This window comes from Streptomyces lomondensis (genome assembly GCF_014651035.1).
GTDB classification, from domain to species: Bacteria; Actinomycetota; Actinomycetes; order Streptomycetales; family Streptomycetaceae; genus Streptomyces; species Streptomyces lomondensis.
Window position 1 is genome coordinate 333,791 of record NZ_BMWC01000005.1, and the last position, 23,104, is coordinate 356,894.

At 71.3% G+C, this 23,104-nt stretch carries 24 protein-coding genes; 9 read left to right on the plus strand and 15 right to left on the minus strand.

Annotated elements, in window-relative coordinates; genetic code table 11:
* Positions 1-16: 16 nt before the first annotated feature.
* The 6 genes from IE255_RS19810 to IE255_RS19835 all read right to left on the minus strand — a co-directional run bounded on the left by IE255_RS19810 (position 17) and on the right by IE255_RS19835 (position 5,922).
* Entirely contained in the window at positions 17-1,810 is a 1,794-nt protein-coding gene (locus IE255_RS19810; RefSeq protein WP_190051652.1) for a PP2C family protein-serine/threonine phosphatase, read from the minus strand.
* The gene (locus IE255_RS19815) at positions 1,794-2,864 is read right to left on the minus strand and encodes a SpoIIE family protein phosphatase (RefSeq protein WP_190051653.1); all 1,071 of its coding nucleotides are present in this window, start codon (positions 2,862-2,864) and stop codon (positions 1,794-1,796) included. The genes IE255_RS19810 and IE255_RS19815 overlap by 17 nt, the downstream gene beginning before the upstream one ends.
* Complete coding sequence (locus tag IE255_RS19820; RefSeq protein ID WP_190051654.1) at positions 2,861-3,307, minus strand: anti-sigma regulatory factor; 447 nt, start codon at positions 3,305-3,307, stop codon at positions 2,861-2,863. Before IE255_RS19820 ends, IE255_RS19815 begins: the two co-directional genes overlap by 4 nt.
* The gene (locus tag IE255_RS19825) at positions 3,291-3,683 is read right to left on the minus strand and encodes an STAS domain-containing protein (protein WP_268255755.1); all 393 of its coding nucleotides are present in this window, start codon (positions 3,681-3,683) and stop codon (positions 3,291-3,293) included. Before IE255_RS19825 ends, IE255_RS19820 begins: the two co-directional genes overlap by 17 nt.
* 32 nt (positions 3,684-3,715) lie before the next feature.
* Positions 3,716-4,615, minus strand: coding sequence for an STAS domain-containing protein (locus IE255_RS19830; RefSeq protein WP_190051655.1), 900 nt, complete (start codon positions 4,613-4,615; stop codon positions 3,716-3,718).
* Between the two features lie 146 nt (positions 4,616-4,761).
* Positions 4,762-5,922 carry a PP2C family protein-serine/threonine phosphatase gene (locus IE255_RS19835; protein ID WP_190051656.1) on the minus strand — a complete coding sequence of 387 codons (1,161 nt, stop codon included), beginning with the start codon at positions 5,920-5,922 and terminating at the stop codon, positions 4,762-4,764.
* Positions 5,923-6,071: 149 nt separating this feature from the next.
* On the opposite strand from IE255_RS19835, the gene IE255_RS19840 reads away from it, so the two are divergent.
* From IE255_RS19840 to IE255_RS19850, 3 genes are all read left to right on the plus strand, one after another.
* A complete protein-coding gene (locus IE255_RS19840) occupies positions 6,072-6,557 on the plus strand; it encodes a MarR family winged helix-turn-helix transcriptional regulator (RefSeq protein WP_190051657.1) in 486 nt (161 codons plus the stop codon).
* Positions 6,558-7,030: 473 nt separating this feature from the next.
* Complete coding sequence (locus tag IE255_RS19845; protein WP_229906490.1) at positions 7,031-7,429, plus strand: ATP-binding protein; 399 nt, start codon at positions 7,031-7,033, stop codon at positions 7,427-7,429.
* Between the two features lie 123 nt (positions 7,430-7,552).
* Positions 7,553-8,404 carry a SigB/SigF/SigG family RNA polymerase sigma factor gene (locus IE255_RS19850; protein ID WP_190051658.1) on the plus strand — a complete coding sequence of 284 codons (852 nt, stop codon included), beginning with the start codon at positions 7,553-7,555 and terminating at the stop codon, positions 8,402-8,404.
* Between the two features lie 13 nt (positions 8,405-8,417).
* On the opposite strand, the gene IE255_RS19855 is transcribed toward IE255_RS19850, so the two are convergent.
* The 3 genes from IE255_RS19855 to IE255_RS19865 all read right to left on the minus strand — a co-directional run bounded on the left by IE255_RS19855 (position 8,418) and on the right by IE255_RS19865 (position 10,393).
* Positions 8,418-9,170 carry a hypothetical protein gene (locus IE255_RS19855; protein ID WP_229906491.1) on the minus strand — a complete coding sequence of 251 codons (753 nt, stop codon included), beginning with the start codon at positions 9,168-9,170 and terminating at the stop codon, positions 8,418-8,420.
* 153 nt (positions 9,171-9,323) lie between these two features.
* Complete coding sequence (locus IE255_RS19860) at positions 9,324-10,124, minus strand: aminoglycoside phosphotransferase family protein (protein WP_190051660.1); 801 nt, start codon at positions 10,122-10,124, stop codon at positions 9,324-9,326.
* An 83-nt stretch (positions 10,125-10,207) separates the two neighbouring features.
* Positions 10,208-10,393 carry a hypothetical protein gene (locus IE255_RS19865; protein ID WP_190051661.1) on the minus strand — a complete coding sequence of 62 codons (186 nt, stop codon included), beginning with the start codon at positions 10,391-10,393 and terminating at the stop codon, positions 10,208-10,210.
* A 388-nt stretch (positions 10,394-10,781) separates the two neighbouring features.
* Between IE255_RS19865 and IE255_RS19870 the strand changes: the two genes are divergently transcribed.
* Positions 10,782-11,843 carry a hypothetical protein gene (locus IE255_RS19870; RefSeq protein ID WP_190051662.1) on the plus strand — a complete coding sequence of 354 codons (1,062 nt, stop codon included), beginning with the start codon at positions 10,782-10,784 and terminating at the stop codon, positions 11,841-11,843.
* 39 nt (positions 11,844-11,882) lie between these two features.
* Here IE255_RS19870 and IE255_RS19875 read toward each other — a convergent pair whose 3' ends face one another.
* A complete protein-coding gene (locus IE255_RS19875) occupies positions 11,883-12,392 on the minus strand; it encodes a DinB family protein (RefSeq protein ID WP_190051663.1) in 510 nt (169 codons plus the stop codon).
* Positions 12,393-12,481: 89 nt separating this feature from the next.
* Positions 12,482-13,144, minus strand: coding sequence for a CHAT domain-containing protein (locus IE255_RS19880; protein ID WP_268255756.1), 663 nt, complete (start codon positions 13,142-13,144; stop codon positions 12,482-12,484).
* A gap of 134 nt (positions 13,145-13,278) precedes the next feature.
* On the opposite strand from IE255_RS19880, the gene IE255_RS19885 reads away from it, so the two are divergent.
* Both IE255_RS19885 and IE255_RS19890 read left to right on the plus strand, forming a co-directional pair.
* Positions 13,279-14,898, plus strand: a complete 1,620-nt coding sequence (locus IE255_RS19885) for an ATP-binding protein (protein ID WP_190051665.1) — start codon at positions 13,279-13,281, stop codon at positions 14,896-14,898.
* A 314-nt stretch (positions 14,899-15,212) separates the two neighbouring features.
* Positions 15,213-15,446 carry a hypothetical protein gene (locus tag IE255_RS19890; RefSeq protein ID WP_190051666.1) on the plus strand — a complete coding sequence of 78 codons (234 nt, stop codon included), beginning with the start codon at positions 15,213-15,215 and terminating at the stop codon, positions 15,444-15,446.
* A gap of 69 nt (positions 15,447-15,515) precedes the next feature.
* On the opposite strand, the gene hemE is transcribed toward IE255_RS19890, so the two are convergent.
* Positions 15,516-16,583: a uroporphyrinogen decarboxylase gene (gene hemE, locus IE255_RS19895; protein WP_190051667.1), complete on the minus strand. Its 1,068-nt coding sequence runs from the start codon at positions 16,581-16,583 to the stop codon at positions 15,516-15,518.
* A gap of 101 nt (positions 16,584-16,684) precedes the next feature.
* On the opposite strand from hemE, the gene IE255_RS19900 reads away from it, so the two are divergent.
* From IE255_RS19900 to IE255_RS19910, 3 genes are all read left to right on the plus strand, one after another.
* Positions 16,685-17,359, plus strand: coding sequence for a DUF3000 domain-containing protein (locus IE255_RS19900; protein ID WP_190051668.1), 675 nt, complete (start codon positions 16,685-16,687; stop codon positions 17,357-17,359).
* A 323-nt stretch (positions 17,360-17,682) separates the two neighbouring features.
* Positions 17,683-18,345: a response regulator transcription factor gene (locus IE255_RS19905; protein ID WP_003993737.1), complete on the plus strand. Its 663-nt coding sequence runs from the start codon at positions 17,683-17,685 to the stop codon at positions 18,343-18,345.
* A gap of 186 nt (positions 18,346-18,531) precedes the next feature.
* A complete protein-coding gene (locus tag IE255_RS19910; protein WP_190051669.1) occupies positions 18,532-19,821 on the plus strand; it encodes a ribonuclease D in 1,290 nt (429 codons plus the stop codon).
* Between the two features lie 72 nt (positions 19,822-19,893).
* Here IE255_RS19910 and IE255_RS19915 read toward each other — a convergent pair whose 3' ends face one another.
* The 3 genes from IE255_RS19915 to IE255_RS19925 are packed head-to-tail and all read right to left on the minus strand — an operon-like array spanning position 19,894 to position 22,987.
* Positions 19,894-20,724 carry a carbohydrate ABC transporter permease gene (locus IE255_RS19915; protein WP_190051670.1) on the minus strand — a complete coding sequence of 277 codons (831 nt, stop codon included), beginning with the start codon at positions 20,722-20,724 and terminating at the stop codon, positions 19,894-19,896.
* Positions 20,721-21,674: a carbohydrate ABC transporter permease gene (locus tag IE255_RS19920; RefSeq protein WP_190051671.1), complete on the minus strand. Its 954-nt coding sequence runs from the start codon at positions 21,672-21,674 to the stop codon at positions 20,721-20,723. Before IE255_RS19920 ends, IE255_RS19915 begins: the two co-directional genes overlap by 4 nt.
* Positions 21,674-22,987: an ABC transporter substrate-binding protein gene (locus tag IE255_RS19925; protein WP_190051672.1), complete on the minus strand. Its 1,314-nt coding sequence runs from the start codon at positions 22,985-22,987 to the stop codon at positions 21,674-21,676. Before IE255_RS19925 ends, IE255_RS19920 begins: the two co-directional genes overlap by 1 nt.
* Positions 22,988-23,104 lie beyond the last annotated feature (117 nt).

The following is a 23,104-nucleotide window of genomic DNA, read 5'->3' on the forward strand; positions in this document are numbered from 1 at the left end:
CCGGTCCCACGGTGGGCTACTGGAAGGGAACTAACGACCGACCGGGACGGGCCGCTTGGTGGCGGGGGTGTCGGGGTCCGTTGTGGGTGGCGTGCGGGGCGGTCCGGCACAGCAGGAGGCAGACGTCGTCGTCGCGTTCGGAGTCGTGGAGCATCGGTTTGAGCAGCGACTCCGCTGCCGTGTCCAGGTCGTGCTCCAGTTCGGCCGTGCTCAGCGCTGCCAGGGCGTGGCCGAGGCGGTCGATGCCGGGGTCGATGCCCTGGGCGCGGCGTTCGACCAGTCCGTCGGTGTAGAGGGCGAGCGTCGAGCCGGGCGGGAGCGCGACGGTGTGGTCCTGGTACTCGTAGGGCAGGGGTACGCCCAGCATGATCCCGGGTTTGGTCTCCAGGACGTGGACGGTGCCGTCGGGGTGGCGCACGAGGCCGGGCGGGTGGCCGGCAGCGGCCCAGGCGACGGTGGGGTCACCGGGGCGGAAGCGGGCGATGACGGCGGTCGCGTACAGCTCGTGTTGCTGGTGGCGGAGCATGCGGTGCAGGCGGGTGAGGATGCCGGCCGGGCTGTCGCTTTCGATGGCGTAGGCGCGCAGCGCGGTGCGCAGTTGTCCCATCATGACGGCCGCGCGCAGGCCGTGGCCGGTGACGTCTCCTACGGCGGCCAGCAGGCTGCCGTCGGGCTGGAGGAAGGCGTCGTACCAGTCGCCGCCGATGTTGAGGCCGCGGGTGGCGGGCAGGTAGCGGGCCGCCAGGAGCAGGTCGGGGGTGGTGGGCAGTTCGGTGAGCTGGGCGCGCTGGAGGGCTTCGGCGGTGTCGCGGTGCTGTTCGTAGCGCCGGGCGTTGGCCAGGGCGATGCCGGTGCGGCGGGCGAGTTCGATCAGCATGACGGCCTCGTCGGGATCGAATCGGGAACCGCGCGCGGTCAGGGTCAGTACGCCCATGACGCGGGGCCCGCTGAGGGGGACACACAGCAGGGGCCGAGTGGGGGCGAGGGCTGAGGGCGGCAGGTCGTCGACGCCGGGCAGGCAGGCGGGCCGGGCTGCGGCGTGCTGGGTCCGGCCGGTGCGTGCGGCGGCCACGGCGGCGGCCGGCCGGTGGCCGTGGCGTGTGGTGGGGTCGTCGTCGAAGAGCCAGACATCGACGTGGCCGGCGTAGTGGGGGACGAGGAGTTCGGGCAGTCGGCGCAGGATGTCCTCGTGGTGGAGTGATGCGGTGACGGCGTCGCTGGCGTCGGCGAGGAAGGTCAGCAGGCTCCGTGCGTTCTCCGCCTGGGCTCGTGCTGCTCGTTCGGCGTCGAGCAGGTTGTGCTGGGTCAGGGCGGCCGCTTCCAGCTCGGCGTGGAGAGCCAGGACGCCCTGGTTGGTCTGGTGCAGTTCCTCGCGGTAGGAGCGGACCAGATCGTCCTGTGTATCGAGCCGGTCGAGGAGTTCGGCGGTGTCCTCGTCCGCCGCCAGGAGCGCATCGGCCATCCCCGCGCTGTCGGCGTCGGCCGGACCGGCGGCGTCCGCGTGCCCCCGTTCGGGGCATGTGATCGAGAGCTGCCAGTCCGGCCGGCGGTCCTGCGGGTGCCCGGCCGGGCGCACGCCGACTTCGAGGCGTCCGTGTCCGTCGGCGTCGGCTCGATGCATGCGGACGAGCAGGTCCCAGGCCCCGCGTTGGTCGAGGCACCACCGCAGTTTCTCGGTGAGGGCGGTCAGGAACCGGGTGCGCTCGACCAGGGGCAGCCCGGCGTCGGCGGTGAGACGGGCCGTGGCCGTCCGGGCCCGGGCCGCGTCGGTGGCCGAGGCGATGGTCCAGATGTCAGGTGCGACGGTCATGGGCGCCTGCCCGGCGGTCGGGGGCCAGTATGGCCACGCTGGTGTCGTCGCGCAGGGGGCGGGCGGCGCTGCCTGCGTCTCGCAGGATGGTCGCGGCCACCACTGCCGGGTCGTGGCCGAGGAGTTCGGTGTCGTCCGGTGGCGTCCAGCGGCTGGGCAGTCCGTCGCTGTGCAGGACGAGGAAGCTGTCCGGGCGCCACGGCAGCCGTTGTACCGGCACGGTGGCGGGGAAGTGGGCACCGACGATGCCGGGATGGGAGACCAGCGGCTGCCAGGCGTGCGCTGTGCGGACGCGCGCACCGGCGTTGCCCACTCCGGCGAAGGAGAGCTTGCCGGTGTCGGCGTTCAGCTGGGCCACGGCGACAGCGGCACCGCGGGTGGTTCTGAGCGCCGTGTCCTGGCGCCGCAGGATCTCCAGGGCCGGCAGATGGGCGGCCCGGTGCAGCTCGTCGACTGCGGCGGCGGATGCCGTGGCGGCCTTGGGCCCGTGTCCCAGGCCGTCGGCGAGCATCAGGGTCAGGCAGGGGCCGGATCGCGCCCAGCTCCAGGCGTCACCGGAGTGCTCGGCCTGGGCGAGGGGAACATCGACTCCCCCCAGCCGGCAGTGGCGTCCCGTCCCTGCCTGGGCGGTCGGCTCCTGGTCGATGCATGCCATGACGACGGTGCCCCGGCCGCGCACGCTGTACAGGTCGAAGGCGCTGGACGTGCGTACGCAGGTGCCGAGGCCCGCGCCGAGGGACGAGGCAGCGGTGGTGTGGCCGTCGCGGAGCGCCGCCGCGACGTCGGGGATGCCCGGGCCCTGGTCGATGGACAGGAGCTGCACCGCCGAGCTGCCGGAGCCGGCGTCGGTGGGAGGGCGGTCCAGGAGATTGATCACGACGCGTCCGCCGCCGGCGTGCTTGAGCAGGTTGGTCGCCGGCTCGGTGGCGACCAGCGCGGCGATGGCGATGCGGTGCGGATCGAGGCGGGCACGGGCGCCGGCCGCCTCGACCGCGACGCGGACATCCCGCACCCGTGTCGAGTCGTGCACCGGGGTGTCCCAGACCCGGCTCATCCGGCCTCCGCACGGGGGTGGGGCAGGCCGGTGGCCCAGGCGGCGACGGTGATGGTGGTGCCCTGGCCGGGGCTGCTGTCGATGCTGAACTCCTGCACCAGGCGTTTGGCCCCGCTCAGTCCCATCCCCAGCCCGCTGCCGGTGGTGTAGCCGTCGGTCATCGCCTGGTCGATGTCGCGGATGCCGGGACCGGAGTCGGTGAAGGCCAGCCGCAGCCCGCGGGCGGGCCCTCGGTACAGCGCCGTCATCTCGACCTGGCCGCCGCCTCCGTGGATGAGGGTGTTGCGGGCCAGCTCGCTGACCGCGGTCACCAGCTTCGTCTGCTGCACCAGCCCGAATCCGAGCTCGGCTGCCACCTGTCTCACCTGCTGGCGCACCCACGCCAGATCGACGTCCGAGCCGATCGGCAGCCTGATGGTGCCCGTGTCAGAGGAGGTCTGCATGGTGCGCCCTCCGGGGGTGGGGCGGATCGGTGGAGAGGCCGTGCCCGAGCCGGTCCAGGGCCCGCTCGACGTCCAGGACCGTGTCGAGTCCGGGCAGGGTGAGGCCCAGTTCGACCAGCGTGATGGCTACGGCGGGCCGCATCCCCGCCAGGACCGTCCGGGCGGCCATCAGACGGGCGCTGGAAGCGATCTCGGCGAGCACGCGGCCCAGGAATGAGTCGACGATGTCCACACCGGAGATGTCGATCACCACACCGGTCACCGGGCTGTGGGCGATGCGGCGGGTGATGTCCTGTTGGAGTTGCTCGGCCATGCTGTCGTGCAACTCCCCCTGCAGGGTGATCAGGAGGGTCTCTCCCAGGGCCGGCACAGGCACCCGGGATGCGTGGGCGCCCCGCCGCGGTTCGGTCACGACAGGCTCACACCGACCGGCGGGCCGGAAGCGACCACGATGCCTTGCCGGCGCAACGCGTACGCCAGAGCGTCGGCCAGCGACGACCGGGTGACCACGGTCCCGAGGTCGATCCCCAGGTGGACGATGGTCTGCGCGATCGCGGGCCGGATACCGGAGACGACGCACTCGGCGCCCATCAGCCGCGCCGCGGCCACCGTCTTCATCAGGTGCTGGGCGACCAGCGAGTCGACGGTGGGCACGCCGGTGATGTCGAGGATGGCGTGCCGGGCGCGCTCGGCGACGATCGCGTTCAGCAGGCTCTCCATGACGACCTGGCTGCGCGCGCTGTCCAGCGTGCCGATCAGCGGAACGGCGACGATGCCGTCCCACAGCTTGATCACCGGAGTGGCCACCTCGAGCAACTGCTCGCGCTGCCGGGCGATCACCTCCTCGCCCGCACTGAGCGCCGTCTCCATCACCACCACGCGCAGCGTGCCCGTCAGCCGGGTGAGGGCCAGCACGCACTCCTGCGCCTGGTCGCCGGCCGGATCCGGGAACTCGCCCCGAAGAAGCGCGATGACCGGCTGACGCAGATCGGCGACCTCGCCGGCGATCTGCCCCGGGCTCGCACCCGTACGGGCCCGGGAGGCCGCCATCCGGCCCAGCTGGTCACGCACTCTTCGAAAGCCGGGCGCCGTGATGTCGTCCACCCGCCCGGCGGCGGCCGCCTCGGACAACGCGTCCACCACGGCCTTGCAGGCCTCCACCGCCTCGTCCCGGGAGACGGTGAACACCGTGCGGAAGAGATCGGCGTCGGCCCAGCGCTGGGCGATCTGCTCCTGCCTGCGCTGAAGGAACTCGCTGACCAGCACTGCGGTCGACTCCTCGGCCGCGCCTTGCTCCGACACCCGCATTGTCTCCTTCATGCCCTTGGGCAACTGACGCCCGCCGCGTGGCAGGCGTGCAGAAATTTATTGCCGCATGACAAACATTAGCTTCGGGGACGTGGCGCAAACAACACTCCCTGTGAAACCCGAGAGCCACAGAGGCAGCACCTCGCTCACCGCCCGCGCCAGTCCAGGCACACCACCAGGGCGTCGTCGTCCGGGACCGGTCTGCCGCGATGGCCGGTCAGTTCGCGCAGGATGGCCCGGGGCACCTCGGCGGCCGGGAGCAGCCGGGTCGCCTGGATCGCCCGGGCCAGGGCGGTGTCCCCGTACGCCTCGCCCTTCGGGGAGGAGACGCCGTACACCCCGTCGCTGACGAAGACCAGCCGGTCCCCGGGCTCGACGTGGAACTCCTGTGCCACATAGTCGGTTTCCTCGAACATGCCCAGCGGCAGCTGGGCGTCGAAGGTGATCCGCTCCACCGTGCCGCCGCGCAGCCGCAGCATCTGGGGAGAGCCGGCGTCCACCACCCGGGCCCGCCCGGTGGCCAGGTCGAAGTCGAACATCAGCACCGACAGGTAGCAGCGGCCCCGGTAGTGCGCGTACACCGCCTGGTCGGCCAGGGCGGCCTGGTCGGCCAGCGGGATGCCGGCCCGGCGCGCGTTGCGCAGGGCGTTGATCGCCAGGTTCGTCAGCAGGGAGGCCTCTATGCCCTCGCCCATGCCGTTGGTGACGTAGAGGCTGAGCCGGTCGGCCGTGGCGGACCAGTCGAAGTTGTCACCGAAGATCGCGTACGCGGGCTCCAGCTGCGCGCCCAGCTCGTACTCGGGGCGGGCACAGGAGCGGCCCGGCAGCAACTGCCACTGCATCTCGGCCGCCAGGGTCAGCCGGTCCTTGCGCCGGGCCTGGAGGTACAGGTCGGTGTCCCGCTCGGCCACGATCACCTCGTGCCCGAGCACCTCGGCGATCTCCGCGAGCTCGGTGCGGCAGCCGGCGGCGTGGTCACGGTCCGACAGGGTCACTGACAGCACGCCCAGCCGGTCGCCGCGCACCGTGACCGGCAGGTGGACGCGCACCCGGCCGCCTCCGACCGGTTCCGCATAGGGCTCCTGGGCACCGAACGCCCGACCGGCCGGACTGTTGTGCACCGGAACCGGCTCCAGGGTGTGCGGCAGCACGGACACCGGCTGGAGCACCGTCAGTCCGTAGTCGGCCATGAACAACTCGACCGCGTCCGCCTGGTACTGCTCGCTGAGCACACGACGGGCGGCGCTGAGCAACTCATGGGGAGCCGCTGTGCGCAGTGCACGCTCAGCGGCCACAAATCTGTTCATGATGGTCGATACACCAATCTTTCTCCGGGTGGCCGCAAGCCTCGTACCGCGACGAAGCCGTCCGATTCGGCCCGCGCGGGTCTTCCAAGTCATCCGGCGCCGGCGCGTGCGCCTAGTACGCTGACAGCCTTCCCCGCGCCTGCGAGAGTGTGACTGTGACTGCCTTCAGCCCCCGCCGAGAGCCGCACGAGGTCGCCCGGGTGACCTCCACGGCCGCGGAGCTGCTCGAAGTCCTGTGGGCACAGGCCTCCACCGCACCCGCCTCCGGCTCCCAGCTGCGTGTGCTGCTCATCCTCGAACACCAGGAGGGCATCAACCTGCGCACCCTCGCCGACACCCTCGCCTCCACGCCGCCCTCCACCAGCCGACTGTGCGACCGGCTCCAGGCCGCGGGCTTCGTCGAGCGCGAGACGAGCACGACCGACAGACGTGAGGTACGACTGCACCTCAGCGCCCGGGGCCGCGCCTTCCTCGACGACCTGCGCGCACGCAGAGAGAAGGCACTGCAGGCGATCCTCGACCAGATGCCCGCCGCGAAGCGGGCCGCCCTGCTCCAGGGACTCGAGGCGTTCTGCGCCGTGGCGGCGGCCCGGATACACGACGACGCCGAGGATTCCGGCAGGCAGACGGCCTGAACGCCGTCGCACGTCGCCTCGCTGCCCGCCGTCAGGAGCCGGCTGACAGCGCACGGAGCGGTCTCCGCCCACCGGAACATTCCAGATCCTTCCCCGTGCACGTCCGAGCACGGTTACTTTGTTGCCTCAGGGCTATAGTTGTCAAACGGCAACTGTTGGTCTTGTCGTTTGCCTCCAAACCCGGTACCCCCGCTTGCCCACCACCGAGGGTCGATGTGGGGAACGTCTCGTCGACGTCAGCGCGCCACGGCAGGGGACCATCAGACAGCGAGACACACCGAAGCGCGCTTCGATGACGGCCTTGAACTGCGAGAATGCCCAGCCCGCCCGCATCGGGAAGCGCCGCTCGCGGCCTGGAGAGGTAACGCCGCCGGGCGCCGGACCGTGCGTACGTACGGGTGGCCGGCTGGTGAATCCGGCCGGTGGGGGCATGCGGTACGCACTGAACCCGACAAGCGCCGGAGGCTGGGAAGGTGCACTACTTCGACGAGGAGGACTCGCTGCTCGACGGCAGCCCGCGGACGGCCGAACACGCGCGGGACATGACGCGCGGCTTTCTCTCCGCAGTCGCACCGAAGGACTCGGCCGAGGCCGAAGCCGTACTGATCGTGGTGTCCGAGTTGGTCACCAACGCCCTGGTGCATGCCGGCGGGGTCACCGGGTTCCAGCTGCGGGCGGGTCCGGGGACAGTGACGGTGTGCGTCCAGGACGCCAGCCCCGATCCTCCCCGTCCCCGCCGGACCGAGGACACCGAGAGCTGGAGGCCAGGGGGCTTCGGCTGGCCCCTGGTACAGGAACTCTCGGTGAAGGTCCACGTCAGCGCCGAAGCCGGCGGCAAGGCCATACGAGCGGTGCTCCCGCTGTCGCACTGATCCCGGGATGAAGCGGTCACACCGCCTGCACGCCACGGGCATGGAACGGGAGACCTGGGGTAAGCGCGGCGCAGGTCGGTCGACCAGGGGACTGGGAAGGCCGGGGAGAGAGAGGGAGGGCTTGTGGCAGCGACGACGGCACATGTCGAGGCGGCGACGGACTCGGGCATCGGACTGCCACAGGTCGACGACCCGCAGAGGCTCGCGCCCAAGGACGCCCGGGCACTGTCCGGACTCTTCCTGGACCGGCTGGCCGCACTGGAGGAGGGGACCCGCGAGTACCAGTACGCGCGCAACACCCTCATCGAGATGAACATGTCGCTGGTGCGGTTCGCCGCCCGCCGGTTCCGCAGCCGCGGCCAGGACATGGAGGACGTCGTCCAGGTCGGGATCATCGGCCTGATCAAGGCCATCGACAGGTTCGAGGTCTCGCGCGAGGTGCAGTTCACCAGCTTCGCCGTGCCGTACATCGTCGGCGAGATCAAACGGTTCTTCCGCGACACCTCCTGGTCCGTCCACGTGCCTCGGCGTCTGCAGGAAGCGCGCGCGGAACTGGCCAGGGCCACCGACGAACTCAGCACGCGCCTCGGCCGCGCCCCCAGGACCTCGGAACTGGCCGACTTGATGGACCTGACCGAGGAGGAGGTCGTCGAAGTCCAGATCGCGGCGAACGGCTTCACCGCCGCGTCCCTCGATGCCGCCATCACGAGCGACAGCGAAGACGGCGACGCGACATTCGCCGCGTTCGTCGGCGAGGAAGATCACGGTCTCGAACTCGTCGAAGACTTCCAGGCCCTGGCTCCGCTCATCGCCGACCTGGAGGAAAGAGATCGGCGCATCCTCCATATGAGGTTCGTCGAAGAACGCACGCAGGCAGAGATCGGCAAGGAACTCGGAATCTCCCAGATGCATGTCTCACGACTCGTCAGCCGCATCCTGGCCCGCCTACGCCAGGGCATGCTCGCCACCGCATAGCGGCCTGCCTGCGTCAGCCCTTGGGCTTCGCGGCTGCTGAGCGAGATGTTCCCCCGAGGGGCGAAGCCTCGGTGAGAGACATCCAGTGCCGGACGGTCTTCTGGTGGGAACCGGTGGCCGTCCCTGTGGCCACTGCCTCCGCGTCCGCGACGGAACACGGCGCTCCGGCGCGGGTCAACAGGACCAGCGGCCACTCGGGGCCCGCGCCGGTCGGCGCTCCGTCGAAGGCAGTCCAGTCCCAGGGCCCGTCGAATCTCCACGCCCGCCCAGCGGAGTCGGCGACCTCGTCGCCCGCCCGGAGAAACGAGTAAGGCCGCATCAACAGCTCAAAGGTGAAGGGAATCCCGTCGCCCGGGTGAATCTCGTAGCCCGTGCCGTCGAGATGGCTCTCGTCCGGGAACTCCCGATACGACAGGCCGCGGCGCAGCACGGACACGGTCAGCCGGGGGCGCGGTAGCCAGCCCGTCTCCAGCGGAGGGTCGTGGCGCTCGACAGCCGTCACATGAACCAGGGTCGGTGGCACTCCGATCCGGCAGATGTCTCCCGCCCTCAAGTGCTCGGGCGGTGGGTCGGTCCGGAACAGCTCCGCCTCCACCTCAGGCGCAACGCGCCCGCCGCCGGCCACGCCCAGGGCGACGATCCCGTTCCAGTGAACGAAGTCGCTGTCGGTGTCGATCCGCCACCAGGGCCACCGCACCGACAGGTGATCCCAGGTCACCCCCTGTTCGACTCTGACCGGCGTGAAGGGGCAGGCGACCGACAGCACGTCGCCGACCCGGAAGTCCTCCTCATGCATCACCGGGCCAGGCTAGAACGGCACCCTTGGCGATCCCTCACCGAGGAGCGGGCCGACCGTCATCTCGTCCAGAGCCTCGACCGCCTCCGGCACCTCGACTTCCCCGACTCCCGTCCGGGCCGGTCAGTTCAGCAAGCAAGCCGTGAACGTCTCGCGGCGGTCCGCCAGCCAGGTCTGCATGCGGTCCCAGCGTTCCCATCCGCCACGCTCGGCCAGCGCCTGGAGATAGACGGGGTCGCCGTCAGCCACGCGGGCCGCGACGAAGGCCCGGCAGACCTCGGTGGCCTGCTCGATGACGCCGGGCAACTCGGCGCGATCGTGCGGCGAGAGGCCGTAGCTGTCGGCAAGGATCCGCAGCCGTGCGGGCGCGTCCAGCCCGGAGGGGTAGAAGGCGGCCGCGGATCCGGGGTCGACCATGGGCACCCAGTAGCGGGCGGTCATGGCCACGTCCCAGAGGGGGCGGCCCGGGGCTGCCAGGTCGAAATCGATCAGGGCAGCGGCACGGCCGTCGCGGAAGACGACGTTGTCCGGGCACACGTCGTTGTGGCACAGCATCGTTCCCCCTTCCGGGTCCGCCAAGTCCCTGGGCCACCTGGCACGGGTGTCGACCTCAACGGCCACGCCGGCCTCGTGCAGGCGCCGCAGCAGGCACCCCACCGATTCGAGGGCGGTCTTCGTCATCACCCAGTCCGGGAACGGCGGCAGAGCCACGTCGCCGGGAATGAAGGTCAACTGTTCACGGCCATCGTCGGTGAGACCGACAGGGACTGGCGCCGCATCGAAGCCACGCTCCTTCAGCGCAAGAAGATAGGCATGCAGGGCGCGCGCGTTGCGCGGCGCCGGGCGCTCCACCAGCGCACCCCGCCGGACGACCGCCCCCGCGTTCACCATGCCGCCGACCAGCGCCTCGCCCTCAGCCGTCATGCCGATCACGCTACGGTCAGGATGGACGTCCTGGTTCTGCTCGGCCGCACCCTGTTCGGAGAGGTCAGACGAATTGCAGCCAGTCAGATCTCTTCGGCAAGCGTGCGCGTGCCCGCCGTCCCGGGTGTCACCGTGGCGAAGACCATGCCGAACAGTGTCCAGGCGGTGGCGTCGCCGAGGCGTCCAGGGGGCAGCTGCTGCTCGGTAGCCGCGTCGTGCCCGGGGATCGACGCCGGGCGCGGTGCTCCGGGAGATGGCAGGCCAAGCACCTTCGGTCGGTGGTCCGGACCGGCATGGGCGTGTGAATCCACCTTGAGCACCTGTTCCTCCGGATGGGATGGGACGACACCGACCTGATCACACAGCGCGGGGCATCGCCGACCATGCCACGCCCACGAAAGCTCCCGCCCTCGCGCACGCCGCGCCGCGGTGTCCCCGTCACCCGTACGGCGCAGTCCGGCCAAGCCCGTACCCCTTCGGTAGCGCACCGCAGACCGGCGCACCGAGGGGCTTCTCCCCGCTGTGCCCGGCAGGCGCTGTGGGCGTGGATCGCGCAGGATGGTGCCGGTTACCCGGCCTTTGAAGGCACACGCGGGCAGCCGCTTTCCGCGTGCGGCGCAGCGCCGCCCCATTCCTCGTTCTTTCAGGGAGCACCGTATGGCTGTGACGACGGAGGAACTCGTACCGGTGCTGGAGGATGCGCGCCAGGCGCATGCCGCGGTCCTCGACCGGTTCCGCGCGGATGTCGCGGTCACGCCGCCGGGACCTTACCGGCAGATGCTCGAACACCACACCGACGAGGTGCAAGAGAGTGTCGACCTCATCCAGCACCAGGTGCGCCGACTCCAGCAGCGGGGCATCATCGGCTCGGCGACCGCTGCGGCGCGGTTCGTCGCGCGGGGCGCGGCGGGCACGGCGATGCTGCCGCTGCGGGTGGGGTCAAAGATCGTGACGGGGATGCTGTACGGCAAGGGCCCGGCCGATGCGCGGCAGTTGCTGCGGAACACAGAGGACGAGTACGCGACTGCCGCGCGGGCGCTGGCGGCGTCGCGGGCGGGTGAGGCCCTCGCCTCGCACGTCGACGACCAGGCCGCCGCCGATGCGCTCGGCGCGGTGCGTCGCCAGGACGAAGAACTGCTGCAGGCACTGGAGCAGAGTCTCACCGAGCACGCCCGCGCCATGGCCAGGCCTGCCAACGGCTCCCGGCCTGACCGGGCCGGCGGCGGCTCGGTGGCCGACGCGGCAGCCCAAACGATGCGGGCTGCTGCCGAGCGGGCGCGTGACCTGACCCGGCGCGGTGGCCGACAGGCCGGGGGCGCGGCCGAAGGCGCGCTGCGGGAGACGGCTCAGCCCGACCGCATGGCTGAGGAGGTTCAGGGAGCGGTCACGCGCGAGGACGAGCTGCCGATCGCCGGATTCAGCCAGCTGAGCACCGGGAAGATCCAGCAGCGGCTGCGCACGCTGTCCCAGTCGGAGCTGACGGTGATCGAGGGCTACGAGCGCGCCCATGCCCAGCGCAAGGGCGTGCTGGAGGCGATCGAACAGCTGCGCGGCAGTGAGCCGTGGGACGGCTACGACGTCATGGGCCCGGCCGAGATCACCGCGCGGCTGGCGGACGCCCCCGTCGGCGTGGCCCGCCAGGTGATGGAGTACGAGCGGCGCCACCGGCAACGCCAGGACGTCATCTCCGCCGCTGAGACTCGGATTCCCGGCAGCTGACCGGGCACAGTACGTCAGAAGTGCAGGGCAGTCCCCGTTTCAGCCGCGGAGTGCCGTGTCGTCGAGGACCTGCTCGCGGAGGATGTCCGCGTGGCCGCAGTGCTGGGCGAGTTCGCGCAGGACGTGCAGGTAGACCCAGCGCAGCGGCAGCGGGCCCCGCCGGTTGCCCCGTACGAGGTCGTCCAGCGTCAGCTCTGCCGTGGCTCGACGGGACGCCTCGCACGCCTGCCGGTGGGCATGCTGCACCGACGCGATCGTGTCGCCGTCGTCGAGGTCGAACGACTCGTCCGGCGTGTCGGGAATGCCGATCTCGGTACGGGATCGGCACGTGATCGCCTCGTCGAACCAGACCTTCTCGACGAACGTGGCGTGCTTCAGCAGGCCCAGCAGCGTGGTCTTGGACGTGACCAGCGACTGGCGCGCCTGCTCCTCCGTCAGTCCGTTCAGGGTGTCGCGGAGCGCGGTTCGATGCTCGTCGAGGAACACCTCGAACTGATCGCGGAGTGTTGCGTGGAAGACGGCGGGTTCCACTGACGGCTGGAGGTCCATGACCGCAACGATAAGCTGCCCAGCCTCTCTGCTGCGGAGCCTTCTACTGCGGACTCCTCTGCGTTGGGCCCCAGGAACGCCTTGGCCGTTCAACCGCCCACATGGACGTGCGCGGCCCACCACGCGGGCTCGCCCGGGTGACGGGCCCGCAGCTCGGTCGTGGCCGCGTGCAGCGCGCGGGCGATCTCCTCGTCGCCTACGGGCGCGCCGTGCGCCAGCGGGGTGTAGACCCGCTCCGCCATGTCCACCGCGAGGTCGTCGCGGATGTTCCACAGCGTTCCCACGACGTTGCGGTAGCCCGCGAGCTGGAACGCGCCGGTGATGTGGATCGCCTCGTCCGACAATCCCGCGCCGGTCCGCATGGTGCTGCACGCGGACAGATAGGCGAACTCCGCGGCGGGCAGACGCATCCGGGAGATGTCCAGCACGGTCATCGGCGCCCGGTCGTGGTCGTGGAGGACCAGCGCGCTGCGGGAGGGCGCCTGCCCGTCATTCCGCCCGTGGCAGGCGAAGTGCGCCCAGTCGGCGGTGGGCAGCGCCGCGGCCAGCGCGTCGTGGGTGACCTCCGCTCCGGTGAGCACCCGTGTGCCGGGGAACAGCTCGGCCAGCATGCCGACCTCGCGCAGCGTGCCCGGCAGTTCCTGCAACGAGCCGGGCGGCCGGGGCACCGCGCACGCCACCAACCGGGCCGGGCCCCGGCGCGCCGCCGGCTCGCGGGTGCGGTGGTGCCGTAGCGACCGCACGGCCGGCACTAGGAGGAGACGACCCGGTCGAGCACCGAACGCCAGCGGCTCGGCCAACTCCCAGTCCAGGTCCTCGGGTTCACCGGCGAGACCCTGCCGGTCCCGGGGCAGGAACCGCGGCGCCGGGCGCCCGGCGGTTCGAGATGCTCACCGCCTCTGGCGACCGTACGGCCGCGGGCGGCTGCTTCACCCGGTCCCTGACGGCGGTACTGCGCTCCGGGGACCCCGGACTCGGCGAGCGGCTGCGCTGCCCCGACCTGCGGTCCGTCATCTCCGGGCACTGTCCCGCGCAGACCGCCGTCCACCTCGCGTTCGACGGACGACGGCGGACCACGAGCGGGGACGAGGGCCTGTGGCTCGCGGTGAACACCTCCCGGGCGTGGCAGGAGTCGGTGCTCACCGGCCATCTCGCCGCGGCCGAGATCGAGCGCCTCACCGCGGCCTACGAACCGACGCCGGAGCTGGGCCGGGTGGTCGGCCTGCTGCTCACCGGCGCCCGGTGCGTCGCCGTGACCGGTGCCTCCGGGTCCGGCAAGTCCACGCTGCTGTCGGCGCTGGCGCGTCCGTCGGTCGCCGAGTCCCAGGTGCCGACGCGCTTCCTGCACGCGGTGCTCTTCCTCACCCCCGGCACCACGCCCGAGCAGATCGTCGCGGACCTGGCCGGTCAGCTGGCCCGGCGGCTGCCGCAGCTGCGACTGCCGCCCGGTCCCGACGGCGACCACGGGCGGCGGGCCGCCGCTCCCGACCTGTTCGAGCACCTGTTGCTGGACCCGCTGCGAGCGCTCGGCCCCGGGCACGGACCCGTCCATGTGGCCGTCGACGGACTGGACGCGCTGGACCCGGTCGACCGGGACTGGATGCTCTCGTCGTTGAAGCACCTGCTCACCGACGACGGCCTGGGCTGGCTGCGGTTCGTCATCGCCACCGAGCTGCCGGAGAACCTGCCCGGGTGCTCCGCGACGGTCGCGATGACGCGGCCCGCGGGGACGGCGCAGCCCCCGGCCTCGCCCGAGGAGGCCCTGGCACGAGCGGCCGACGGCGCCGGAGCCCGGCCGGACATCCCGGCGGAGGTGCTCGGCCTGCCATCCGACGCCCTGCGGGCCCTCGACGCCGCCGGCGTGTCGTCCGTCGTCGAGCTGGTCACCCTGAGCGGCCGCGAACTGCTCCTGCTCGGGGTCCCCGAGCAGGTAGTGAAGACCGTCGCGGACAGGCTCTACGACATCGGGCTCTCCCTGGCGGACCGGACGGCCGGGCAGGTCGTGCTGGAGGTGCTGGCCGCGACGGGCGGCACGCCGCTGCCCGTCCGACTGCTCGGCGCGGCCGGCGGCCGGCTCGGCGGCCCGGCCCGGATCCCCCTGCTGAGGGACGTGCTGACCCAGCTGGGCCCCGACATCCACCGCATCGCCCCCGGGGAGCCGCACGAACGGGTCACGCTCGCGGGAACCCGTCCGGCGCCGTCCCGGGCCGCCCATCGGGCGCTCGCGGAGTCGATCGAGGAGGCGGCGCCGGTGGCCGCGCGGCTCCACGGCGGCCCGGAGCAGGCGTACGCCGAGGCCCGGCAGGCGGACCACCTGTGGGCGGCCCGCCGGTACGCCGACGCCGTGGCCTGCCTCGCCACGCGGACGTCCCGCATCCGCGCCCACGAGCGGCGGCGGTGGGCCGCCTGGCACCACCGTTCCGCCGCCGAACTGGGCGAGGACCATCCCGTCACCGAGAGGATCCGGGCCCATCTGACCGCCGCGGCGCCCACCGGCGGAGTATGACCGGCGGCGGGTAAGGCACCCGGGCGTCTCCCGCAGCGGTGGCCTGGCTGGGGAGATACCTGGCGTCTCACCCGGACGGGCCAGGACGAGCCGGCCGAGAGGCGTCCCGGCCGTGCGCTGGTCACGGGCCGGAAACCCCGGCCGGGGACCGCAGGACGGTGCGGCGGCCGCCAGGCGGCCATCGGTCCCGTGCCGCACCCTGATCTCGGGAAACCGTCCTCCGGGCCCCGATGCCTGATGAGCCGGCTTCTCCCCACGGCATGTGAACTTCCGATCCAGGCTCCGTCTGGATCACGGCGAGTAAGGACTCTCTCATGGTCAGCAGCACCGAAACGGGCGGCGTCACCGGCACCAAGGACAAGGACTACAACCTGATCTGGTTCGTCGAAGCCTGCCTGAGCAACGCCCTGCGGATGGAGACCTACATCCAGGACGCGGAGCGGGCGAACGACACGGAGGTCGTGGAACTGTTCCGCAAGGCGCAGGCCGACAGCCGCAAGGGTGCCGAACTCGGCAAGGAACTCCTGCGCTCCAGGCTCGGCGGCTGACCCGCCCGGCCCGCCCCGCCCACTGCTCCGACACGCGCCATCCGGCACATGGCCGGCGCACCTGGTGAGTCAGCGGGCCGTGTGGGTGTGGACGTACTCCACGAGCCGGGTCAGCGCGTCCGGGTCGGTGGACGGCATGACGCCGTGGCCGAGGTTGAAGACGTGGCCCTCCAGGCCCGCCGCGGAGTCCAGGACCTCGCGGGTCTTGGCCTCGACGGCCTCCGTCGGGGCGAACAGCACGGTCGGGTCGAGGTTGCCCTGGAGCGCCTTGCCGGGGCCGACGCGGCGGGCGGCCTCGTCCAGCGGGACGCGCCAGTCGACGCCGACGACGTCCGCGCCGGCCTCGCCCATGAGGCCCAGCAGCTCTCCGGTGCCGACGCCGAAGTGGATGCGCGGGACGCCGTAGCCGGCCACGGCCTGGAAGACCTTCGCCGAGGCGGGCAGCACCGAGCGCCGGTAGTCGGTGGGGGCGAGGGCGCCGGCCCAGGAGTCGAAGAGCTGGACCGCCGAGGCGCCCGCCTCGATCTGGACCTTCAGGAAGGCGGCCGTGATGTCCGCGAGGCGGTCGAGCAGGTCGGCCCACAGCTCGGGGTAGCCGTACATCATCGCCTTGGCGTTCTCGTACGTGCGGGACGGGCCGCCCTCGACGAGGTAGCTGGCGAGCGTGAAGGGGGCGCCGGCGAAGCCGATGAGGGGCGTGGCGCCGAGCTCGCGGGTGAGCAGGCCGATGGCCTCGGTGACGTAGGAGACGTCCTCGGGGGTCAGGTCGCGCAGTTGCGCCAGGTCGGCGCGGGTGCGGATCGGGCGCTCGACGACCGGTCCGACGCCGGGCTTGATGTCGAGGTCGACGCCGATGGCCTTCAGCGGGACCACGATGTCGCTGAAGTAGATCGCCGCGTCCACGTTGTGCCGGCGCACCGGCTGGAGCGTGATCTCGGTGACCAGCTCGGGCCGCATGCAGGACTCCAGCATCGGAATGCCCTCGCGCACCTTGCGGTACTCCGGCAGCGAGCGCCCGGCCTGCCGCATGAACCACACCGGCGTGTGCGGCACGGGCTCGCGCCGGCACGCCTTGAGGAAGGCGGAGTCGTACGGGGCGGACGGCTGCGGGGCCCGGGGGGCGTCGTTGGCACTCACGGGCCAAGTTTCGCACGCCGTCGGAGAGCACGATTCAGCCCCTGGACAGGCGCGGGGTGTCTAGCCCCGCACCCGGGCTCCGGTCCCCGTAATCTTCCCGCATGGCTGCGGCTCAGGGACGACTGTCGGACGGCGCTGGCGGAATGGACGAAGCGAAGGACACCGAGAACGACCGGCGGGAGGCGGACTCCGCCCCGCTGCCCTTCCGGACCGCCGTCGACGCGCTCAGGGGGGCGCGACTGCGGCCTCAGATCGAGGTCGAGCCGACGCGCCCGCCGCAGCGGCTCGCCCCCTACACCTACGCGCTGGAGGCCGCGGTCGTCGACGGCGACCAGGACCTGGCCGACGGCCGGCTGGTGCTGCTGCACGACCCGGCCGGGCACGACGCCTGGCAGGGCACGTTCCGGCTGGTGACGCTGGTGCGCGCGGAGCTGGAGCCGGAGATGGCGGCGGACCCGCTGCTGCCGGAGGTGTGCTGGTCCTGGCTGACCGGCGCGCTCCAGGCGCGCGGGCTGACGTACGGGGAGCCGAGCGGCACGGTCACGCGCGCGAGCTCCCACTACTTCGGCGGCCTGTCGGCGCGGCCGGCCGCCTCGCAGATCGAGATCCGCGCGTCGTGGACGCCGCGCGAGGGCCTGGACGGGGCGCCGGACACGGCCGCGCACCTGGCGTCCTGGTGCGATCTGCTCGCCCAGGTGGCGGGGCTGCCGCCGGCCGGTCCCGGCGACGCGTCGGTGGTGACGCTGCCGCAGCGGCGGGGGCCGCAGTCCCGCTGATCGAACCTGTTCCGACCCCGTGCTGATCGAGCCTGCACGGGGCGGTCAACCCTGCCCTGCCGACGATCACACTCGCGTCCCCCTCTTGGCCGAATCACTTTGTCGATACGGCCACTTTCGACCGCGTAGCGACGCAGACCGAAACCGTTCGACCTTGGAATGATCGACCGCCTGTCCGAATTGCACGGATTGTTATCACCGAATCGTGATCATTCTCTAAAGGCGGACGGGTTCGGTGCCGAAGACGACTGTGACCTTGAAAGCACGGTTCGTCCCGGCTTCACCCCCACGAGCCGGCCCCGTCCCGCACCCCAGGAGGCCTGGTGTCCGTTCTCCTCGAGCAGCCCGCAAGCCTGGTCGCCTACCGCCCGAACAAGCCGACCGCCATGGTGGTCGTGGCCGACCCGCGCGTCCGCTCCACCGTCACCCGCCACCTGTGGGCGCTCGGTGTGCGCGATGTCATCGAGGCCTCGTCCATCGCGGAGGCTCGTCCCCGCATCGGCAACCCCCGCGACATCTGCGTCGCCGACGTCCACCTGCCGGATGGCTCCGGCCTCACCCTGCTGTCCGAAACCCGCGCCGCGGGCTGGCCCAACGGGCTCGCCCTCTCGGCGGCCGACGACATCGGCGCCGTGCGCAACGCGCTCGCCGGCGGTGTGAAGGGTTACGTCGTCACCGGCACCCGTACCAACGTCGGGCTCCCCACCCGGCCGGGCGCCGCCCCCATCGGCGCCGCCGCCGCGCGCCTGCACCGCCGCCCCCCGGGTGCCCCGAGCCACCCGGGCGGCTACCGCGAGCTGTCCGGCCGCGAGGTCGAGGTGCTGCGGCTGGTCGCGGAGGGCCAGTCGAACAAGGCGATCGGCGTCTCGATGGGCCTGTCCGCGCTGACCGTCAAGAGCCACCTCGCCCGCATCGCGCGCAAGCTCGGCACGGGCGACCGCGCCGGGATGGTCGCGGTGGCGCTGCGGACCGGGATCATCCACTGACCCGCCCCGCCCTGACCTCTGGTGATCGTTCCCTCACGTGACCGGGACCGGCCGTCGGTCCCGTGCACCTCACGCACAGCCCGCGAACCCGCTGCTTCCCCGACATGACTGGTTTGCGACCCCCCGGCGCCCGTCGACGGAACGTTCCGTCGACGGGCGCTGTCCATACACGGATACCCTTGACAGGTGACCGACGCCCACGACACCGCAGCAGACAGCTCACTGCGAACCACCGGAGGCGCCCCTCCGGACGACGGCGGATCTTCTGCTACGGAGGCGCCGATCCCGTTGCTCGAGCCGCGTGAGGGCATTCCGCCCGTGATCGCGGACGAGGCCGCCCTGGCCCGGATGACCGCCGCCTTCGAGGCGGGTTCCGGCCCCGTCGCCGTCGACGCCGAGCGGGCGTCCGGCTACCGCTACGGCCAGCGCGCCTACCTCGTGCAGCTGCGCCGCGAGGGCGCCGGAACGGCGCTGATCGACCCCGTGGCCTGCCCCGACCTGTCCGCCCTGAGCGAGGCCCTGTCCGGCGTCGAGTGGGTACTGCACGCCGCCACCCAGGACCTGCCGTGCCTGCGCGAGATAGGCATGGTGCCGACGCGGCTGTTCGACACGGAGCTGGCCGGGCGGCTCGCCGGGTTCCCCCGGGTCGGCCTCGGCGCGATGGTCGAGAGCGTCCTCGGCTTCGTCCTGGAGAAGGGGCACTCCGCCGTCGACTGGTCCACCCGGCCGCTGCCCGAGCCCTGGCTGCGGTACGCGGCGCTGGACGTCGAGCTGCTCGTCGACCTGCGCGACGCGCTGGAGAAGGAGCTGGACCGGCAGGGCAAGCTGGAGTGGGCCCACCAGGAGTTCGCCGCGATCGCCGCGGCCCCGCCGCCCGAGCCCCGCAAGGACCCCTGGCGACGCACCTCCGGCATGCACAAGGTGCGCCGGCGGCGGCAGCTGGCCGTCGTACGGGAGCTGTGGCAGACCCGGGACCGGATCGCGCAGCGGCGGGACGTCTCGCCCGGCAAGGTGCTCGGGGACGCGGCCATCGTGGAGGCCGCGCTGGCTCTTCCGGCCAACGTGCACGCGCTCGCCGCGCTGAACGGTTTCGGTCACCGGATGGGCAAGCGGCAGCTGGAGCAGTGGCAGGCGGCGGTGGACCGGGCGAAGGGGCTGAGCGAGGCGCAGTTGCCGCAGCCGGGGCAGCCGGTCGCGGGGCCGCCGCCGCCGCGGGCCTGGGCGGACAAGGATCCCGCGGCGGCGGCGCGGCTGTCCGCGGCGCGGGCGGCGGTTTCTGCCTTGGCCGAGGAGCTCAATATGCCGCCGGAGAATCTGATCGCGCCGGATACCGTGCGGCGGCTGTGCTGGGAGCCTCCGGCGGTGGTGGATGCCGAGTCTGTTGCGGAGGCGCTGGCCGGTTATGGGGCTCGGGGCTGGCAGGTCGAGCAGGTCACGCCCGTGTTGGTGAGTGCTTTGTCCGCCGAGGCGCCGTAGGAGGTCTTCTCGTACGGCGAGTGCGGGTCGTACGTGGCTGGTCGCGCAGTTCCCCGCGCCCCTGAGAGGCCCTTACCTGGTGGCCCCTCTAGTGAAGCCGTTGTAGATGTAGCGCTGGAGGCACAGGAAGGCGATCAGGGTCGGGAGGATGACCAGGATCGCTCCTGCCGAGATGGTTTCCCAGTGGGCGCCGAAGGGGCCCTTGAAGCGGAACAGGGACGTCGAGATCACGCCAAGATCTTCCGACGGCATGTAGAGGAACGGGATGTAGAAGTCGTTGTAGGTGGTGATGCCCTTGACGATCACCACCGTCGCGACCGCCGGCTTCAGCAGCGGGAAGATGATCCTGCGGTAGATCGTGAACGCGTTGGCGCCGTCCAGTCGGGCCGCCTCGTCCAGTGAGGTCGGGATGGAGCGGACGAACTGCAGGAAGATGTAGATCGACACGATGTCCGTGCCCATGTAGAGGGCGATCGGCGCCCAGAGGCTGTCGAACATGCCGAAGCTGTTGACGATCTGGAAGGTCGCCACCTGGGTCGTGACGCCGGGGACCAGGGCGGCGACCAGGAACAGCGCCACCACCAGCTTCCGGAAGCGGAAGGTGAACCGGTCGATCGCGTAGGCCGTCATCGAGCCGATCAGGACCGTGCCGCCGATGGCGAAGAGCAGGATGACCGCCGTGTTGGCGAACGCCGAGAGCATCCGGCCGTCCTGGAACGCCGTGACGTAGTTCTGGAAGTTCAGCAGGTCGTCGGGGAGCGCCAGGGCTTCGCTGCCGTCCGCCATCTCCCGCTCGGACTTGAGCGAGGTGAGCAGGACCGCGGCCAGCGGGAGCAGGACCACCACCGTCGCGGCGATCAGGGAGAGGTAGACCAGGGCGCGGGCGACTGCGCGGCGTGTCATGCGAGGTCCATCCTCTTGTCGTCGGCGGAGTCGGGTACGAGGCGGCGCTGCACCCAGGTCACCGCGAGCACGATCAGCAGCAGCACGATCGCGGCCGCCGAGGCGAGCCCCGTCTTGTTGAACTGGAAGGCCAGCTTCACGGTCTGGATCACGAAGGTCTCGGTGCCGGTCGCGCCGCCGGTCATGATGTACGGGATCTCGAAGACCGACAGGGAGCCCGAGATCGAGAGGATCACGGTGAGGGACAGCACCGGCTTGATGCCGGGCGCGATGATGTGGCGGAACTGGTGCCAGCGGTTCGCGCCGTCCAGTTCGGCCGCCTCGTACAGCTCCCCCGGGATCGACTGGATCGCGCCCAGGAAGAGGACGAAGTTCAGGCCCAGGTAGCGCCAGACGGAGACGGCGGCGAGGGAGGTGTTCGCCGACTCCGGGGTGCCCAGCCAGGCGCGGTCCGTCTCCACGCCGAACAGGCTCAGCACCGAGTCGAGGGTGCCGCCGTCCTGGAAGAAGTAGAGGAAGACGAAGCCGATCGCGACCCCGTTGATCAGGTACGGGAAGAACAGCACGCCCTTGAAGAAGTTCCGGAAGCGGACGTTGAAGCTCAGGATCGTCGCGAAGTAGAGCGCGGCCACGATCTGGACGACCGAGGCGGCCAGGTAGTAGCCGCTGACCCAGAAGACCTCGAACAAGTCGGGGCGGGTGAGGAGTTCGGCGTAGTTCTCGGCGCCCGTGTAGCGCAGCTCGGGGCTGACGCCGTCCCAGTCGGTGAAGCTGTACGCGACCATGTTGGCGATCGGCGCGTAGGTGAAGACGATCAGGAAGGCGAGCGGGGCGAGCAGGAAGAGCCAGGGCGTGGCCCCGCGCCACAGACGGGCCCGGCGCGGGGCGGGGGCGGCGGCCCCCGGCCCCGCGGCGGCCTTGACGGCCGCCGTCTCGGTCGTGCTCGTCATCAGGACCCCAGCGACTTCTGGGTCTCGGTCCACTTCTCACCGAGGCCGTCCAGGTAGTCGTCCGGGTCGCCCTTCCTGGCGCCGCGGGCCATGTCGACGAGTTCCTTGCGGTAGTCGGGCTTGTTGATGCCGACCTCGGACTGGTTCTCGAGGGTCTTCAGCTCGGCGCCCTTGCTGTCGTCGAGGTCGAGGAGCTTGACGCCCGCCTCCTCGTACGGCTTCAGGACGTCGGGCAGCGGGGCGTCCTTGAGCGGCGACAGCGCCAGGTTGTCCTCGGCGTAGCCGGACTTGTCGGTGAACCAGTCGATCCAGGCGCGGGCGGCTTCCTTGTGGTCGGAGTGGATGTTGACGGCCTGGTTGTAGTCGGGCGACGTCACCGCGCAGAACGTGCCGTCCTTCTGGGCGGGGAAGGGCATGAACCCGATGTCGTCCGGGTCGGCGCCGGCCTGCTTCGCCGCGCCCTGCATCTGGATGACCGCCCAGGAGCCGAGCCACATGGTGGCGATCTCGCCCTTGGCCAGCTTGGGCTTGGACGCCTCCCAGTTCGTGGTCGTCGGGTCCTTCTCGGAGAGCCCCTCGTGCACGATGTCGTAGAGCAGGCTGTCCGCCACCCGCAGTTCGCCGCCCTCGGCCCAGGGGTTGCCCTCGGCCCATCTGGTGGTGGCCTGCTCGTCGCAGCTCACCGAGCCCCTGACCCCCGTCCACTGGCTGAGCGGCCACCCGTCCTTGAAGTTGGTGTAGTAGGGGACCGCGTCGGTCTTCGACTTGATGGCCTTGAGGCCGGCGAGGAACTCGGCCGGTGTCGTGGGCCAGTCGGTGACCCCGGCCTCGCGCCACACTCTCTTGTTGTAGATGAACCCCGGGACCGCGCCGAGCGGGCTCTGGCCGTAGACCTTGCCGCCGACAGCCGTGTAGTCGGTGAAGCGGTACTTCTTGCTCCGCTCCTCCTGGCTGCCCAGCGACGCGAAGAACTTCGGGTAGTCCTTCTTCTCGATCACCGCGGGGATCATGAGGACGTCCCCGTAGTCCTCCGTGTTCATACGGATCTTGACTTCGCCCTCGTAGTCGGTGATGCCGTCGAACTCGACCTTCACCTTGGGATACGTCTTGTTGAACTCGGCGGCGTACTTCTTCATCGTCCCGTCCTGCACGAGGTCGGTCCGGTGAGTGAGGACGGTGATGGTCCCGCTGACGTTGGCGGGGTCGTCGGGCGCCTCGGCATCGGCGCCCTTGGAGGTGCCCCCGGTGCCGGTGCAGCCGGAGGCGAGCAGCGCGGCTCCCACGGCGAGGGCGAGGACGGTACGGCGGTTCATGTGCATCAGCTCCGTTCACGGAGGGGAACTCGGGACGGACGAGCACGTGCGGTATGGCTGGTTCGGCACTCTGACAGCGCTTTCTCAACCGGTAAAGTCCCATTCCCGCCAAGGATG

Coding starts and splice junctions, on each gene's coding strand:
- IE255_RS19810 (WP_190051652.1), bottom strand. CDS start 1,810: ATGACCGTCGCACCTGACATCTGGACCATCGCCTCGGCCACCGACGCG.
- IE255_RS19815 (WP_190051653.1), bottom strand. CDS start 2,864: ATGAGCCGGGTCTGGGACACCCCGGTGCACGACTCGACACGGGTGCGG.
- IE255_RS19820 (WP_190051654.1), bottom strand. CDS start 3,307: ATGCAGACCTCCTCTGACACGGGCACCATCAGGCTGCCGATCGGCTCG.
- IE255_RS19830 (WP_190051655.1), bottom strand. CDS start 4,615: ATGCGGGTGTCGGAGCAAGGCGCGGCCGAGGAGTCGACCGCAGTGCTG.
- IE255_RS19835 (WP_190051656.1), bottom strand. CDS start 5,922: ATGAACAGATTTGTGGCCGCTGAGCGTGCACTGCGCACAGCGGCTCCC.
- IE255_RS19860 (WP_190051660.1), bottom strand. CDS start 10,124: ATGACGGCTGAGGGCGAGGCGCTGGTCGGCGGCATGGTGAACGCGGGG.
- IE255_RS19870 (WP_190051662.1), top strand. CDS start 10,782: ATGGCTGTGACGACGGAGGAACTCGTACCGGTGCTGGAGGATGCGCGC.
- IE255_RS19875 (WP_190051663.1), bottom strand. CDS start 12,392: ATGGACCTCCAGCCGTCAGTGGAACCCGCCGTCTTCCACGCAACACTC.
- IE255_RS19885 (WP_190051665.1), top strand. CDS start 13,279: ATGCTCACCGCCTCTGGCGACCGTACGGCCGCGGGCGGCTGCTTCACC.
- IE255_RS19890 (WP_190051666.1), top strand. CDS start 15,213: ATGGTCAGCAGCACCGAAACGGGCGGCGTCACCGGCACCAAGGACAAG.
- IE255_RS19900 (WP_190051668.1), top strand. CDS start 16,685: ATGGCTGCGGCTCAGGGACGACTGTCGGACGGCGCTGGCGGAATGGAC.
- IE255_RS19915 (WP_190051670.1), bottom strand. CDS start 20,724: ATGACACGCCGCGCAGTCGCCCGCGCCCTGGTCTACCTCTCCCTGATC.
- IE255_RS19920 (WP_190051671.1), bottom strand. CDS start 21,674: ATGACGAGCACGACCGAGACGGCGGCCGTCAAGGCCGCCGCGGGGCCG.
- IE255_RS19925 (WP_190051672.1), bottom strand. CDS start 22,987: ATGAACCGCCGTACCGTCCTCGCCCTCGCCGTGGGAGCCGCGCTGCTC.